Source organism: Bradyrhizobium sp. 139, from assembly GCF_023074175.1.
Taxonomy (GTDB): Bacteria; Pseudomonadota; Alphaproteobacteria; order Rhizobiales; family Xanthobacteraceae; genus Bradyrhizobium.
Window position 1 is genome coordinate 22,169 of record NZ_JADPKS010000104.1, and the last position, 14,093, is coordinate 36,261.

At 64.5% G+C, this 14,093-nt stretch carries 12 protein-coding genes and 2 pseudogenes; 9 read left to right on the forward strand and 5 right to left on the reverse strand.

Translation table 11 applies throughout. The features are described from left to right. Positions 1-34: 34 nt before the first annotated feature. Positions 35-940 carry a tRNA glutamyl-Q(34) synthetase GluQRS gene (gene gluQRS, locus IVA80_RS23045; RefSeq protein WP_247435680.1) on the reverse strand — a complete coding sequence of 302 codons (906 nt, stop codon included), beginning with the start codon at positions 938-940 and terminating at the stop codon, positions 35-37. Positions 941-1,165: 225 nt separating this feature from the next. Between gluQRS and IVA80_RS23050 the strand changes: the two genes are divergently transcribed. The 9 genes and pseudogenes from IVA80_RS23050 to IVA80_RS23090 all read left to right on the forward strand — a co-directional run. Then, positions 1,166-1,813 (forward strand): DNA-3-methyladenine glycosylase 2 family protein, encoded by a 648-nt coding sequence (locus tag IVA80_RS23050; protein ID WP_247436040.1) that lies wholly within the window; start codon positions 1,166-1,168, stop codon positions 1,811-1,813. Positions 1,814-2,034: 221 nt separating this feature from the next. Further along, positions 2,035-2,205 (forward strand): annotated as a pseudogene (locus IVA80_RS23055) (DUF2855 domain-containing protein); the annotation flags it as partial. Positions 2,206-2,282: 77 nt separating this feature from the next. Continuing rightward, positions 2,283-4,058 carry an NAD(P)/FAD-dependent oxidoreductase gene (locus IVA80_RS23060; RefSeq protein ID WP_247435683.1) on the forward strand — a complete coding sequence of 592 codons (1,776 nt, stop codon included), beginning with the start codon at positions 2,283-2,285 and terminating at the stop codon, positions 4,056-4,058. Between the two features lie 111 nt (positions 4,059-4,169). Beyond that, complete coding sequence (locus IVA80_RS23065; RefSeq protein WP_247435686.1) at positions 4,170-5,147, forward strand: peptidyl-alpha-hydroxyglycine alpha-amidating lyase family protein; 978 nt, start codon at positions 4,170-4,172, stop codon at positions 5,145-5,147. Between the two features lie 218 nt (positions 5,148-5,365). After that, positions 5,366-5,923 (forward strand): HNH endonuclease, encoded by a 558-nt coding sequence (locus IVA80_RS23070; RefSeq protein WP_247435689.1) that lies wholly within the window; start codon positions 5,366-5,368, stop codon positions 5,921-5,923. A 358-nt stretch (positions 5,924-6,281) separates the two neighbouring features. Next, the gene (locus IVA80_RS23075; protein WP_247435692.1) at positions 6,282-7,529 is read left to right on the forward strand and encodes a glycosyltransferase family 87 protein; all 1,248 of its coding nucleotides are present in this window, start codon (positions 6,282-6,284) and stop codon (positions 7,527-7,529) included. 196 nt (positions 7,530-7,725) lie between these two features. Beyond that, complete coding sequence (locus IVA80_RS23080; RefSeq protein ID WP_247435695.1) at positions 7,726-7,947, forward strand: dodecin; 222 nt, start codon at positions 7,726-7,728, stop codon at positions 7,945-7,947. 180 nt (positions 7,948-8,127) lie between these two features. After that, the gene (locus tag IVA80_RS23085) at positions 8,128-10,032 is read left to right on the forward strand and encodes a diguanylate cyclase (RefSeq protein ID WP_247435698.1); all 1,905 of its coding nucleotides are present in this window, start codon (positions 8,128-8,130) and stop codon (positions 10,030-10,032) included. 140 nt (positions 10,033-10,172) lie between these two features. Next, positions 10,173-10,265 (forward strand): annotated as a pseudogene (locus IVA80_RS23090) (HAD family phosphatase); the annotation flags it as partial. Positions 10,266-10,289: 24 nt separating this feature from the next. Here the strand turns inward: IVA80_RS23090 and IVA80_RS23095 are convergent. Genes IVA80_RS23095 through IVA80_RS23110 form a run of 4 tightly spaced genes read right to left on the reverse strand, consistent with a single transcriptional unit; the run spans position 10,290 to position 14,092 of the window. Beyond that, positions 10,290-11,258 carry a dipeptide ABC transporter ATP-binding protein gene (locus IVA80_RS23095; protein WP_247435702.1) on the reverse strand — a complete coding sequence of 323 codons (969 nt, stop codon included), beginning with the start codon at positions 11,256-11,258 and terminating at the stop codon, positions 10,290-10,292. After that, positions 11,255-12,250, reverse strand: coding sequence for an ABC transporter ATP-binding protein (locus IVA80_RS23100; protein ID WP_247435706.1), 996 nt, complete (start codon positions 12,248-12,250; stop codon positions 11,255-11,257). Before IVA80_RS23100 ends, IVA80_RS23095 begins: the two co-directional genes overlap by 4 nt. Further along, positions 12,250-13,167 carry an ABC transporter permease gene (locus IVA80_RS23105; RefSeq protein ID WP_247435709.1) on the reverse strand — a complete coding sequence of 306 codons (918 nt, stop codon included), beginning with the start codon at positions 13,165-13,167 and terminating at the stop codon, positions 12,250-12,252. Before IVA80_RS23105 ends, IVA80_RS23100 begins: the two co-directional genes overlap by 1 nt. After that, positions 13,133-14,092 carry an ABC transporter permease gene (locus IVA80_RS23110; RefSeq protein ID WP_247435713.1) on the reverse strand — a complete coding sequence of 320 codons (960 nt, stop codon included), beginning with the start codon at positions 14,090-14,092 and terminating at the stop codon, positions 13,133-13,135. Before IVA80_RS23110 ends, IVA80_RS23105 begins: the two co-directional genes overlap by 35 nt. Position 14,093: the final 1 nt, after the last annotated feature.

Here is a 14,093-nt window from a genome sequence, read left to right on the forward strand (position 1 = left end):
ACCGGCCGAGCATGGCACGGCGGAACACCCGGAGTCACGGCGGCGTTTTGCTAACCCCCAGAGAAACTTGACCTAATCCCACCAACCGGCGGACATCGGCAGGCGAGGCGCCGGCATCGCGCAACTCCCGCAGACCAGTCGAGCGGCCCGATTTCGACAACTTCCGGCCCGCTTCGTCCAGAAGCAGGGCATGGTGGCGGTAGGCGGGTTCCGGCAGGTCGAGCAGGACCTGGAGCAGGCGGTGAACCGAGGTGGCGTGAAACAGGTCCTGACCCCGCACCACCTCGCTGACTCCCTGCAGCGCGTCGTCGACGACGACGGACAAATGATAGCTCGTCGGCGTCTCCTTCCGGGCCAGCATGACGTCGCCCCAGGCCTCCGGCCGCGCCGAGACGATACCGCGCTCGCCATCGGGCCCCTCGCCAAGCTCGGTCCAGGTCAAAGCGGCAACGCGTCGGCAGGCGCGCGCCATGTCGAGCCGCAGCGCATAAGGCGCGCCGGAATCGATCAGCCGGTCGCACTCATCAGCGGATAGCGATTTCGCAGTGCCGGGATAGAGCGGCGCGCCGTCGGGATCGCGCGGCCATGGCCCAGCGGCCTCGCGCGCAGCGACGAGCTTGGCGATCTCGGCGCGGCTTTCGAAGGCGGGATAGACGAGACCAAGCGCAGAGAGTTTTTCGAGCGCGGTGTGATAGTCGGCGAGATGACCCGACTGCCGGCGCACCGGCGTCTCCCAGGCCATCCCGAGCCAGGCAAGGTCTTCGTAGATCGCCGTCTCATATTCCGGCCGGCAGCGCGTCGCGTCGATGTCCTCGATCCGCAGCAACAGCCGCCCGCCTGTCTCGCGCGCGCGGTCGAAATTGAGCAGCGCCGAGTAGGCGTGGCCGAGATGTAGGAAGCCGTTCGGGCTGGGGGCAAATCGGAAAACGGGTGGCGCCATAGGACAGATCTCGTCATGGCCGGGCATAGCCGTCCGAAGGGACGGCGTCGCTTGCGCTCGCCTATGTCCCGGCCATCCACGTTCTTCGGTGCCACACGGCGATCGTGTCAAGACCGCGGACAAGTACCAGTACCATTCCTCATGGTAAGAATGCTGCACGGTTAGAAGGACGTGGATGGCCGGAACAAGTCCGGCCATGACACCGGAGAGAGCGTGCCGACCCAAATGACCATCCACCTCGAAACCCAGTCCGATCTCGAAGAAGCCATCCACGCGCTGATCAAGCGCGACCCGCGCCTGAAGCCCGTGCTTGCGACTGCGGGTATGCCCGCCTTGCGGCGGCGCGAGCCGGGTTTTACGGGTCTCGCCCACATCGTTTGCGGGCAGCAGCTCTCCACAGCGAGCGCCGCGGCGATCTGGGGACGGCTGTCCGCCGTCTTCGATCCGTTCGACCATGACGCGGTGCGCCGCGCCCGCACCGACCGGCTGGGGCGGCTCGGCCTTTCCGCCGCCAAGATCAAGACGCTGAAACATCTCGCGCGCGAGATCGCGTCGCAGCGGCTGAACCTCGACGTGCTCGCCGAAGAAGACGCCGACGCCGCGCATCACACGCTGATCGCGCTGCCCGGCATCGGGCCGTGGACTGCGGACGTCTATCTGCTGTTTTGCCTCGGCCATGGCGATGCCTGGCCGGCCGGTGACCTCGCCGTGCAGGAGGGCATCAAGATTGGCCTCGGTCTTCAGGCTCGGCCGACGGAAAAGCAGATGGCACCGCTCGCCGAACCCTGGCGTCCCCTGCGCGGCGCGGCCGCGCATCTGTGGTGGAGCTACTACCGCGCGGTAAAGAAGCGCGAGGGCGTGCTGTCGGCATGAGCCGCCAAATAGCGTTTAAGACTATGTTGCTGTTGCAAACGACGCGCACGTGAACGATGAGATGCCGGCGCGGACCAGAGCGGGGATCGAACCATGACAGCCGCCGACTTCATCGTTGCGCGAGTCGATTTCGAAACGTGCAAGACGATCCCAACCGAGCTTCCCGGCCCGGATGTGCTGCCCCTGACGCGCTGCTCGTGAAGATCGACCGCTTCGCCTTCGGCATCGAGCAGCGCTTTGGCGCGGCATGGTCCGGTTTTGCGCCGCTGCTGGAGAGATGCCTGACCGTGGTCGAGAGCCGCGGACCCGACGCGGTGCGGCAGGTGTTTCTCGATACGCTGAAAGGGCGTATTCCGCCGGAGCAGGGCCACATGCTCTCGCTGCTCGGGTAAACCGCTTTCGAGGCCTGTCGAACCGGTATAGCGTCCACCTCAGAGGAAACGCCGCGAAGACGGCTATGAGGTCGCGCATGCTGGACAAGACGAAGGATATTGCCGTCTCCGCACAGGCCTGGCTCGACGCGTTCGAGTGCATGCTTGGCAAACCCGGCCGTGAAACACTCGACCGGCTGTTCGTAGCCGAATGTTTCTGGCGCGACGTGCTGGCGCTGAGCTGGAACCTGCAAACGATCGCCGGCCGCGATGCGGTCTCGCGGGCGTTGACCGCACTCGCACCCAAGGCCGCGCCGACGAATTTCGAGATCGCGCCGAACCGCGCGGCGCCGCGCTGGGTCACGCGTGCCGGCACCAACAACATCGAAGCCATCTTCAACTTCGAGACGGCGATCGGCCGCGGCAGCGGTATCGTCCGGCTCGTGCCCGATAGCGCTGACGGCGAACGCCTGAAGGCCTGGACGCTGCTCACCGCGCTCGACGAACTGAAAGATTTTGAGGAACAACTCGGCACGTCGCGGCCACGGGGACAGGCCTATTCGCGCGATTTCCGCGGGCCCAACTGGCTCGATTTGCGCAACGCATCGCGCGACTACGCCGAGCGCGATCCCGCGGTGCTGGTGGTCGGCGGCGGCCAAGCCGGCCTTGCGATTGCAGCACGGCTGAAGCAATTGAAGGTCGACACGCTGATCATCGATCGCGAGACGCGGATCGGCGACAATTGGCGCAAGCGCTATCACGCGCTGACCCTGCATAACCAGGTGCAGGTCAATCATTTGCCCTACATGCCATTCCCGCCGAACTGGCCGACCTATATCCCCAAGGACAAGCTCGCCAACTGGTTCGAAGCCTATGTCGACGCGATGGAGCTGAATTTCTGGACGGGCACCGAGTTCGAGGGCGGCGCGCACGACGACGCGAAGGGCTGCTGGACCGTCACGCTGCGGCGCGCCGACGGCAGCAAACGCGTCATGCACCCGCGCCATGTTGTGATGGCGACCGGCGTCAGCGGCATCGCCAACGTGCCGGACATTCCGACCCTCGCCAATTTCAAAGGTACGCTGCTGCATTCCAGCGGCTACGAGGATGGCGAGACCTGGACAGGCAAGCGCGCCATCGTCATCGGCACCGGCAACAGCGGCCACGACATCGCGCAGGATCTCTGCTCCAGCGGCGCCGAGGTGACGCTGGTGCAGCGGTCGCCGACGCTGGTCACCAACATCGAGCCGTCGGCGCAGCTCGCTTATGCGACCTACAACGAAGGCACGCTCGAGGACAACGACTTGATCGCAACCTCGATGCCGACACCGCTCGCGAAGAAAACCCATGTGATGCTGACTGAGCAGTCGCAGGAGCTCGACAGGGAGCTGCTCGACGGCCTGCGCAAAGTCGGATTCAAGCTCGATTTCGGCGAGGCCGGCACCGGCTGGCAGTTCAAGTACCTCACCCGCGGCGGCGGCTATTACTTCAACGTCGGCTGCTCCAACCTGATCGTCGAGGGCGCGATCGAGCTCAGGCAGTTTGCAGACATCGAGAGCTTCACGGCCGAAGGCGCTCAGATGAAGGACGGCTCGACGATCGCGGCCGATCTCATCGTGCTGTCCACGGGCTACAAGCCTCAGCAATATCTGGTGCGGAAGCTGTTCGGCGACGGAGTCGCCGACCGCGTCGGCCCGGTCTGGGGCTTTGGCGACGGCCTCGAGCTGCGCAACATGTATGCGCGCACCAGGCAGCCTGGCCTCTGGTTCATCGCCGGCAGCCTCGCGCAGTGTCGGATCAACTCGAAATATCTCGCGCTCCAGATCAAGGCGATCGAGCAAGGGATTTTGGGGCGTGAGATGGGCGCAACATGAGCCTCCTCGTCATTGCGAGCCACCGGGTCCGTGCGAAGCGCGGCCCCGTTGGCTCGCAATGGCAGTGTGGAGAAGATCGCGCGCCGCCGATACGAATAAGAGGAGAAACCAATGCCAGCCATTCTCGGCACCGGCGAGCACCGCTACCGCGTCGTCGAAAATTTCGCGAAGCTGCCGGACGGATGGACGCTCACCGACGTCGCGTCCGTCGCGGTCGATAGCCGCGACCGCATCTATGTCTTCAACCGCGGCGCCCATCCGATGGTGGTGCTCGACCGCGAAGGCAATTTCTTGCGCAGCTGGGGTGAAGGCCTGTTCTCCCGCGCACATGGCTTGCACATCGATGCCGACGACAATCTCTATTGCACCGATGACGGCGACCACACCGTGCGCAAATGCACCACCGAGGGAAAGGTGCTGCTGACGATCGGCATCCCCGAGAAGCCGTCGCCGTTCATGAGCGGCGATCCCTTCCATCGCTGCACCCACACTGCGTTATCGCCGAAAGGCGAGATCTACGTCTCCGACGGCTATGGCAATGCGCGCGTGCACAAGTTCACGCCCGACGGCAAGCTGATGACGAGCTGGGGCCAGCCGGGCACCGACCCCGGCCAGTTCAACATCGTGCACAACATCGCCACCGACGCCGAGGGATTTGTCTATGTCGCCGACCGCGAGAACCATCGCGTGCAGGTGTTCGATGGCGACGGCAAGTACGAGACGCAATGGAATAATCTGCACCGGCCCTGTGCGCTGTGCTGCTGCGGCGGCGGTAAGAATCCGACCTTCGTGATCGGCGAGCTCGGTCCCGGCCTGGCGGTCAACCGCAAGGTCCCCAATCTCGGCCCGCGGCTGTCCATTGTGGACGCCAAGGGAAACCGCATCGCGCGGCTCGGCGGCGAGGAAGGCCCGGGTGTCGCCAGCGGAAAATTCCTGGCTCCGCACGGCATCGCGCTGGACTCGAGGGGCGACATCTATGTTGGCGAGGTCGGCGTCACCGACTGGAAGACGAGTTTTCCGGACGAGGAGATGCCGGCCGTGGTGCGCGCCACGCGGTGCTTGCAGAAGCTGGAGCGAGTGCGGGAGTAATCGGGCGGACGAGGCCGCGATGCGCTGTCAGGCCGACCCTGCCTCCCTCGGCGTCGTCCTCGCCTCCTAAATCACGGTGTTTTGAGCGCTTTGCCACCCCGGAGCCGCATTGCTTGCGCCGGAATAAGTCGCTCAACGGGCTTCACAATCCCGTCACGCTGCATGTAGTATGTCAATACGTGCTGCTTCGCAGCGTACATGGAGGCCAGGAGCGTTACTTGAACGCACATGTCTCGCAAGGCCATTGGCCGGTGTTGGTGCTGAATGCGGACTTCCGGCCGCTGAGTTACTACCCGCTGTCTCTGTGGTCGTGGCAGGATGCGATCAAGGCGGTGTTCCTCGACCGCGTCAACATCGTCGCGCATTACGATCAGGCGGTTCGAAGTCCCACGCTGGAAATGCAGCTGCCGAGCGTCGTCTCCCTCAAATCCTTCGTCAAGCCGACCACGCATCCCGCGTTCACCCGATTCAACGTCTTCTTGCGCGATCGTTTCGCCTGTCAATATTGCGGCTCGCCCGAAGACCTCACCTTCGATCACATCGTCCCGCGCAGCAAAGGCGGCCAGACCACCTGGGAGAACGTGGTTGCGGCGTGCTCGCCCTGTAATTTGCGCAAGGGCAATCTCACGTCGGTGCAAGCAAAAATGTTTCCGCGCCAGCACGCCTTCGCCCCGACCGTGCACCAGCTCCACCGCAACGGCCGCCTGTTCCCACCGAACTATCTGCACGATAGCTGGCTGGACTATCTCTACTGGGACACCGAACTGGATCCGTAGGGAGTTGGCAGTTCGCCAATGAGTTCTTCGAACTCTGGCTGCCAGCGCATGTTTTACGAGATTCGAGATCAGGCAACTCAGAGGTCGTTCTCCAGCCACCGATTCTGCCAGATCCGAGACCTCGGTGCCCATGGCGGCACCTCGTACTCGGCCATGGCGGTCGAATTGCACTCGCGCTGGTCGGGCGCGGGGATAGACCTCAGGTCGAGGCTGCCGTCGAAAACGCAGAGATGTTGCGGGCCTGCGGCCGCCGATCCTTATCGTTTCGTTACCGTCCTTTAAGCCTCTGGCGGCAATCTCGGCCATGGCGGACCGGCGTGCCGGCCCGCCGACCGGTCAGGTTCGAGGTTGCCTTCTCATGCTCGCCGAAACACTGGAACAGCTTCAGTTCTTGCCCTCGAAGCGGGCGGCCTATGTTCGCTTCGTGCTGGCGGCGCTGGCGGTGATCGTCGTGTTCAAGACCTTCTGGTTCGCGCGCTTCGGTGCTTGGGCGCAGCGCGAGCTTGCCGATTTCGACGCCTTCCACATCGTCGCGCAACGCGTCTGGCGCGGCGATCTGGACCAGGTCTATCATTCCGAGGCGCTGCTGAAGATGCAGATGGAGGCCGCCGGCGGCGCCACCCGCTTCATGCCCTGGACCTATCCGCCGCAATACGACCTGCTGGTGGCGCCCTTCGCATTCCTCCCCGTCGGCGTTAGCTATCTGCTGTTCACGGCCGCGACGCTCGCGCTCTATCTCGTAACGCTGCGAAGGATCGCCGGGAATAATTTCGCGCAAGTGCTGGTGATCCTGTTTCCGGCGCTGGCGATCACCATCGGCTGCGGACAGAACGGCTTTCTGACCGGGGCGCTGATCGGGCTCGTTTGCCTCAACGTGGAACGGCGGCAGCTGTTGGCCGGCCTCGCGCTCGGCACCATGGTGATCAAGCCGCACCTTGCGATTGCCGCCGGCGTCTATCTGCTGGTGACGCGGCGCTGGATCGCGCTCGGAACGGCCGCCGCCGTCGTACTGGCGAGTTCACTGCTCTGCACGCTCCTCTTCGGCTGGCAGATCTGGTTCGCATGGCTCGGCGCGATCAGAGAATCGGCGAGCTATCTCGAGCAGGGATTCTATCCACTCTTTCGTATGGTTTCGACCTATGCGGCGCTGTACAAGGCCGGCGTTTCCGCAAGCGCCGCCTTCTGGGCACAGACGGCCGTTGCCGGGCTGGCCCTGTTCGCCGTCCTTCTCGGCGCGGCGCGCGGCGCTTCAGCGGCTTTCACGCTCGGTGCCGCCGTGATGGTATCCGTGATGATCAGCCCCTATGCGTATGACTACGATCTGCCGATGCTCGGAATCGGCCTGGCGCTGATGCTGCCCGATCTCATCAGGATCGCGAGCCCGCGCGAGCGTAGCGTCATATACGGGCTGATCCTGTTCGCCGGAGCCTATGGTCTGTTGCAGACAGCGCGGCGCGCGGTGCAATTCGGGCAGAAGGCCGATCCCGATCAACATTTCGCGCCCGCGCTGGGCGGCTTCGCCTTGATGGCGCTACTGGTCCTGCTGCTGCGACTGCTGTGGCGCGGGACACAGCCGGCGCCCATCCTGTCGCAAGCCGCGGAATAACGCCTCTACGCCCGCTGCAACACCAGCGTCACGCCGCGCCGAATCCATGGATGGCGCTTAGCAGACGAGTGCGACGCACTCCACCTCGGCTGGCGGATACAGGCTATGGCGGATTATGGAACCCGGAACGCTGGTACCCGTTCAGATGGGAGCGCGGGCGGCAGTGCTGCCGCAACGCAAACGAGGGAGACGCACCATGGCCACAGCCGAGAAGGATCACGTCTACAAGATCCTGGAGCTGGTCGGATCATCCGAGACCTCGATCGAGGATGCGATCAAGAACGCCATCAGCCGCGCCGCAAAGACGGTTCGCGAGATGAAATGGTTCGAGGTGGTGCAGACGCGCGGTCACATCGAAAATGGCACTGTCCGCCATTACCAGGTGACGCTACGCGTCGGCTTCACGCTGGCGGATTGACGCGGCGGACGCCGCGCGAAACCGTCATGGCGCGGCGGCCTGGTTAACATCCGCCGGTGGGGGGCGATCAAATATCGACGACCTCCTCCGGAGGACTACGGACGCGCAAAATCATCGCGGAAGTTGCAACAGGCCGTTAAGGCCAAAGTGAGAGGTTTGCACCGATCTGGAGCAAGCCCGATGGTCACGAGCCGCGAACTCGGCAAGACGCGCCTTCCGCTCTGGGCCGCGGGATTCGTCGTGCTGATCTGCGCGGCGATCCTCGGCTTGAGCGTCTGGCGCGAATGGGAAACGCACAATGCCGAGCTCAGGAACGCCGAGATCGACGTCGCCAACCTCGCGCATTCGCTGATCCAGCACGCGGACGACACGTTCGAGCTCGCCGATACGATCCTGGTCGGACTGGTCCATCGGCTCGAACTCGACGGAACGGGCGCGGACACGATCGCAAAGCTCCAGACTTATCTGCCCACCCGCAAATCATCGGACCGCATCCGCGGCATTTTCATCTATGACGAGACCGGCCGATGGCTCGCCACCACCGAGCATGTCGACTTCTCCAAGCTCAATAACAGCGACCGCGAATATTTCCGGCAGCACCGCGATTCCCCGAAGAAGGACACGCTGATCGGGCGGCCCGTCAAGAGCCGCGCCGGCGGCCAGTGGATCATCACCGCGTCACGCCGAATCGACCACCCCGACGGCAGCTTTGCCGGCGTCGCGCTGCTCACGATCGACGTCGCCTATTTCGCGAAGTTCTACGAGCGCTTCGATTTCGGCCCGAACGGCTCGGCGTCGCTGCTCAACAACGCCGGTATCATGCTGGCGCGCAGCCACGACGCGAGCGGCGGCTTCGTCGGCCGCGACCTGTCCAATGCGCCGCTGTTCAGGGATTGGAAAAGCCGTCCGGGGGCGGCGGTTTACTATTTCAAGTCGCCGCTCGATGGCGTGCAGCGGCTGAGCTACTATCAGCACAGCAGCCGCTATCCGCTGATAGTGCTGGCAAGCAAGTCGCAGGACGACGTGCTGGCGCCCTGGCGACGCGCGGCGGCCGTACGCACGACCTTCGTGCTCGGCCTCGTCGTGCTGATCGCGGTGATCGGCTTCTATCTGGTCCGCCAGCTCTGGCAGCGGCAGCGAATGGCGCAGGCCCTGATCGCGAAGGAAGCCCATTTCCGCCTGCTCGCCGAGCAATCCAGCGATATGGTGTCCCGGATCGGGCTGGATAACCGGCTGATCTACGTCTCTCCCTCGTGCGTGCGCATCATCGGCTGGTCTCCCGACGAACTGCTCGGCACGTCGGCGGTGGCCGGCATCCACGCGGACGACATGGAACGGGTCGAGCAAGCCATCGCCGCGCTGAAGAACGGCGAGGCCGAAGAAGCGCGGTTCGTCTATCGCCAGCGTCATCGCGACAAGGGCGATATCTGGGCCGAGGCGGCCTTGCACGTGACCCGAGCCTCCGACAGCGGCGAGATCGACGGTGTCGTCGCGGTCGTGCGCGACATGACCGAGCAGAAGGACCTTCAGGACAAGCTCGCTTCGCTCGCAACCACCGACGGCCTGACCGGTCTTGCCAACCGCCGGGCGTTCGATGAGCGTCTCGCGGAGGAATGGACGCGCGCCCGGCGCGACGGGACGCAGATCTCGCTCCTGTTGATCGATGTCGACCATTTCAAGAAATTCAACGACCATTATGGACATCTGGCCGGCGACGGATGCCTGCGTACGCTGGGCCGGATCCTGTCCGCCCAGGCCAGACGCCCGGCCGACCTCGCGGCGCGCTACGGTGGCGAGGAGTTCGCCTTGCTGTTGCCGAATACCGGGCCGGATGGCTGCGCTGAAGTCGGCGAAGGGATTCGCCAGGCACTGCACGACTTCGCCATGCTGCATGCGCAAAATCCGCCCTCCCGGCTGGTTACGGTGAGCGTGGGCGCCGCGAGGAGCCTTCCGTCTCAGACCACGATGGACTGCAGCACGCTGGTCGCTGCCGCCGACCGCGCGCTCTACGCTGCCAAGGACAGCGGCCGTGACCGTCTGGTGATGTCGGGGCAGATCGTACCTTGGACCGCGAAGAGCGCGTGATGGGATCGGTCGCCCGCCAGGCGTAGCGCACGGCGTCGTTTCCTGCGTCGCTGCGAGTGATATTTGAGAACTCACCTTCGAACGTTGCCGCGACCGACCATCGCAGCGCGGGCCTTTCCTCCCCGGTTTGTCGCTTGCGTTCGGGCGAGGCCGGCCTGTTTGCGCATCGCCACACCTCGGTCGAGTCTTTCAGGCAGGCTCTTGCGGAGCACGGCCTGCTTCACGACGAATGAACGCGCGTTCCAGTTTGCGCGGCATCAGGCAAGATGGCACGCCACGAAGTGCCCGCCCGCCCCTTCCCTCAGCTCAGGCGCACTTTCCGCGCAGCGCGGCTGGGCGATCGGACAGCGGGTGTGGAAGTGGCAGCCGGATGGCGGCTTCATCGGGCTCGGCACGTCGCCCTTGAGGCGGATGCGTTCACGCTTGAGCTTGGGATCGGGCACCGGCACCGCTGATAACAGCGCCCTGGTGTAGGGATGCTGCGGATTGCGGTACAGATCGCTCGCTTTCGCCAGCTCGACGATGCGGCCGAGATACATCACGGCGACGCGGTCGGAGATGTGCTCGACCACCGACAAATCGTGCGCGACGAACAGATAGGTCAGGTTCAGCTCGGCCTGGAGGTCCTCCAGCAGATTGATCACCTGCGCCTGGATCGACACGTCGAGTGCCGAGACCGGCTCGTCACAGACGATCAGCTTCGGTTCGACCGCGAGCGCACGCGCGATCACGATGCGCTGGCGCTGGCCGCCGGAGAATTCGTGCGGGTAGCGGCGCATGTGCTCGGCCTTGAGGCCGACTTTCACCAAGAGCCCCGCGACGCGCTCCTCGCGCTCCTTGGCTGAGGACGCGAGACTGTGGATGGTGAAGGCCTCGCCGAGGATCGCCCCGACCGTCATGCGCGGATTGAGCGAGGCGAACGGGTCCTGGAACACGAGCTGCATGTTCCGCCGCATCGCGCGCAAATCGTTGCCACCGAGCTGGCGCACGTCCTGGCCGTCGAACATGACCTCGCCGTCGGTCGGTTCGATCAGGCGCAGCACGCAACGCCCCGTCGTTGACTTGCCGCAACCGGATTCGCCGACGAGACCGAGCGTCTCGCCGCGATTGACCGAAAACGAGACCCCGTCGACCGCGTAGACGCTGCCGACCTGGCGCGACAACAGGCCGCCGAACACCGGGAAGTGCTTCTTCAGGTTGGAGACTTGCAGCAAGGGCTCGCTCATGCCGCATCTCCCAGATGCGAATCTCCCAGGTGACATGCCATGCGATGGCCCGGCGCGATCTCGCGCAACAGCGGCTCCTTCTCGGTGCAGATGTTCATGGCATGGCGGCAACGCGCGGCAAACCGGCAGCCGACCGGCGGATTGATCAGGATCGGCACCGAGCCGCCAATGGCCTCCAGCCGTATCTTGTGCTCGGCGGCCAGATCGATGCGCGGAATCGAGCGGATCAGGCCCTGCGTATACGGATGGCGGGGATCGCCGAAGAGATCTTCGACGGGAGCTTCCTCCACCACCTTGCCGGCATACATCACGACGACGCGCTGCGCGGTCTCGGCGACGACGCCCATGGCGTGGGTGATGAGCATCACCGCCATGCCGAAGCGCTCCTTCATGTCCTGCAAGAGGTCGAGGATCTGCGCCTGGATGGTGACATCGAGCGCGGTGGTCGGCTCGTCGGCGATGATCAGCTTCGGCCTGCAGGCGAGCGCCATCGCGATCATCACGCGCTGGCGCATGCCGCCGGAGAACTGGTGCGGATAATTGTGCACGCGGCCTTCGGCGTTGGGGATCTGCACCAGCTTCAGCATCTCGATAGTACGCTCGAGCGCCTGCTTTCTGGTGACGTTCTCATGGCGACGGAGGCTCTCGGCGATCTGCTCGCCGATGGTGAGCACCGGATTGAGCGAGGTCATCGGCTCCTGGAAGATGAAACCGATTTCCTTGGCGCGGATCTCGTCGAGCTGACTGCTCGTCAGCGGCACGAGATCGCGGCCCTCGAAGATAATCTGGCCCGCAGCGATGCGGCCCGGCGGCATGGCGATCAGCTTCAGAATCGACATCGCGGTCACGGTCTTGCCGCAGCCGGATTCGCCGACGACACAGAGCGTCTCGCCCCTGTTGATGGAGATGTCGACACCGTCGACGGCCTGCAAGATGCCGTCGTCGGTCGAGAAGTGGGTTTTCAGCCCTTTGATTTCCAGCAACGGTGCCATCAGATCACCCGTCGCGCATCGAGCGCGTCACGCAAGCCGTCGCCGATGAAGTTGATGGCGACCACCGCGATGAAGATCGCGCCGCCCGGGAACAGCGCCCAGTGCGGGCCGATGTCGAGGAAATCCTTGGCGTCGTACAGCAGCCGGCCCCAGGTCGGCGTATCCGGCGGAAAGCCGAGGCCGAGGAAGGACAGCGTCGATTCCGCGATGATGGCGGCAGCGACGTCGATGGTGCCGGCGATGATCACCGGACCGAGCGCATTGGGCAGGATGTGCCGCACCACCTGGCGCACCGGACTTGCGCCGAGCGCACGGGCGGCCTCGACGAACTCCTTCTCGCGGATTGACAGGAACTGCGCACGAACGAGCCGCGCGACCGGCATCCAGCGCAGGCCGCCGATGACAAGCACGATCAGGATGAAAATGCCGCCCTCGGGACCGAACGCGACCTTCAGCCCATCGCGGAAGAGATAGATCAGCAGCAGCAGCAGCGGCAGTTGCGGCAGCGACAAAAACAGGTCGGTGAGCCACATCAACCCATGCCCGAGCGCGCCGCGCGACATGCCGGCGAACGCGCCGACCAGCACGCCGATGAAGACCGAGACCAGCATCGCAGCCAACCCGACCGCGAGCGAGATGCGACCACCATAGATCATGCGCGCCAGAATGTCCTGCCCGAGATCGTCGGTGCCGAAGGGATGCGCGAGCGAAGGCCCCTGCATGCCCGCCACGATATCGATGTCGTCAATCTTGACCCGCCAGATGAAGGGCCCGACCACGACGGCCAGGATGAGGACGAGCAGCAGGAAAGCGCTGACCACGGCGAGCTTGTGGCGGCTGTAACGCCGCCACGTCTCGCGCCAGGGCGAGTAGGTGCGCCGCTCAGCGGAGGGAGATGCGAGGGTCAAGCCAGCCATACAGCACATCCGCGATGAGGTTGAAGAGCACCACCAGGCAAGCGAACACGAAGGTCACGGCCATCACGACCGGGGTGTCGTTGGACAGGATGGAGGAGATCAGCAGCGAGCCGATGCCGGGGATGCGGAAGATCTGCTCGGTGACGATGGCGCCGCCAAACACCGCGGGCATCTGCAGCGCGATCAGCGTAACGACCGGGATCATGGCATTGCGCATCACGTGCTTGACGATGACCTTGGCCTGCCCGAGCCCCTTGGCGCGCGCCGTGGTGACGTAGTCGAGCCGGATCACGTCGAGCATCGCCGAGCGCACGAAGCGCGTCATCGACGCCGCCTGGAACAGGCCCAGCACCGCGACCGGCATGATCGCCTGCCGGATCATCTCGAGCACCCAGCGGATGCCGGTGCCCTTGATGTCGGTCGTATAGACGAAGGGCAGCCAGTCCAGCGTGACCGAGAAGATCAGGATGAACAGGATGCCGGTGAAGAAGGTGGGTAGCGAGAAGCCGACGAAGGCGAGCGTGTTGGCGATCTGGTCGAACAGCGAATAGGGCTTTGTGGCCGCATAAACGCCGACGGGAATCGCGATCATCAGCGCCAGGATCTGCGCCGAGCCGATCACGTAGAGCGTGGCCGGCAGGCGCTGCAGGATCAGCGTGTCGACGTTCATCCGGCTGACGAAGGAGAAACCCCAGTCGCCGTGCAGCATGGCGTTGAGCCAGTGCACGTAACGGAGATAGATCGGATCGTCGAGGCCGAACTTGGCCCGAAGCGCGGCCTGTACTTCGGGCGGCACGTTCGGGTTCGTTGCCAGTTCCGAGAAGGGATCGCCTGGCGCGAGCGCCAGCACGACAAACAGCACGACCGAGATTCCGAGCAAACTCGGAATCGCGATCATCAGGCGACGCAGGACATACTGACTCATG